Origin of the sequence: Psychrobacter sp. Ps6, from assembly GCF_022129235.1 — a bacterium.
In the GTDB taxonomy this organism is placed as follows: domain Bacteria; phylum Pseudomonadota; class Gammaproteobacteria; order Pseudomonadales; family Moraxellaceae; genus Psychrobacter.
In genome coordinates this window covers 1-1,056 of record NZ_JADQAI010000187.1, presented here as the reverse complement: position 1 = coordinate 1,056, position 1,056 = coordinate 1, and the positions used below count along the sequence as shown (strand labels likewise).

Annotated in this window: 1 protein-coding gene; it reads right to left on the bottom strand. The window is 31.8% G+C overall.

Translation table 11 applies throughout. The features are described 5' to 3' along the window. Nucleotides 1-452: 452 nt before the first annotated feature. On the bottom strand, nucleotides 453-782 hold the full coding sequence (locus tag I3255_RS14755; RefSeq protein ID WP_238039504.1) for a hypothetical protein: 330 nt from the start codon (nucleotides 780-782) through the stop codon (nucleotides 453-455). Between the last annotated feature and the right edge of the window lie 274 nt (nucleotides 783-1,056).

The window sequence follows — 1,056 nt, the reverse complement described above, 5'->3', positions numbered from 1 at the left end:
GAAAAATATGAAAAAAACTAACGAACCAAGCTTATACTGGATTGACTCTAATACGTATCTTATAACCATTTGATATTAAACAGTTAAACGACTACTTTTGTTACTTAGGACACTTCAAGGACAACGCTAGGTATTAATTCCATTAAATTATTATATATTAAATCGTTCTCGACTGACTGACACTATTCTGTATGTTTTATATTATGAAAACAAAACTGTATATATACAGTTATCTTTGCTAACTTCTCCGATCGATAACACATTGAATTTATTGATACCAACGTTAGTATATTAGCAACGATTTAATCATAATTAATCGCATAGATAATGAATTACTATTCAATATGCATTATTTTAATGACTTTACCAATTATTGAGGAGACTTCACGGACAAAAAATGCGATATATGGTAAATATGCCACATATCGCAAACAAATATTAACTACTCGTTATTACTTCAATTTTTCTTCTGGAAAATAATCTCGCAAGGCCGCTTTAACAAAAGCACTCGTATTTTTATTACCCACTGATTCCCAACTACCATCCAGAGGATCAAATCCTTCTGGAAGAACTAGAGTACCGTCTAAAAAACTTTTTCTTATTAAATCTTGTGTAACCATGAAAAGGCGTCGACTAAATGTACCTTTAGTCGCTGTGATTATATTATTTTCACTCAATTGAATATATAACTGGTCATTATTTGCACGGTAGATATCATAGAATATAAAACCGTCACCCTTAATTTTTTCAGCCTTACCTGAATATATTTTCATTAATTCCATTATCTGACATCTCAATTAAATAAGTAATATACGTATATTCCACTTAAATCTTGTAGATATATACTCACCACTACAATAAATGTTTAGCACATTCATACAACTATCATAACCGGTATAGATACCTTTGCAAAAATCAAATATGTGGAATATTTTGATAGCGTTACCCATCACGCTCTACCCTTCACCACCGAAAATAGTCTAAATCACCAACCTCGGTGGTGGTGGCCAAGAGAGCTGAAAAATTTTTATTCCCCGAGAGTGACCCTCGTTTGAT

Coding starts and splice junctions, on each gene's coding strand:
- I3255_RS14755 (WP_238039504.1), bottom strand. CDS start 782: ATGGAATTAATGAAAATATATTCAGGTAAGGCTGAAAAAATTAAGGGT.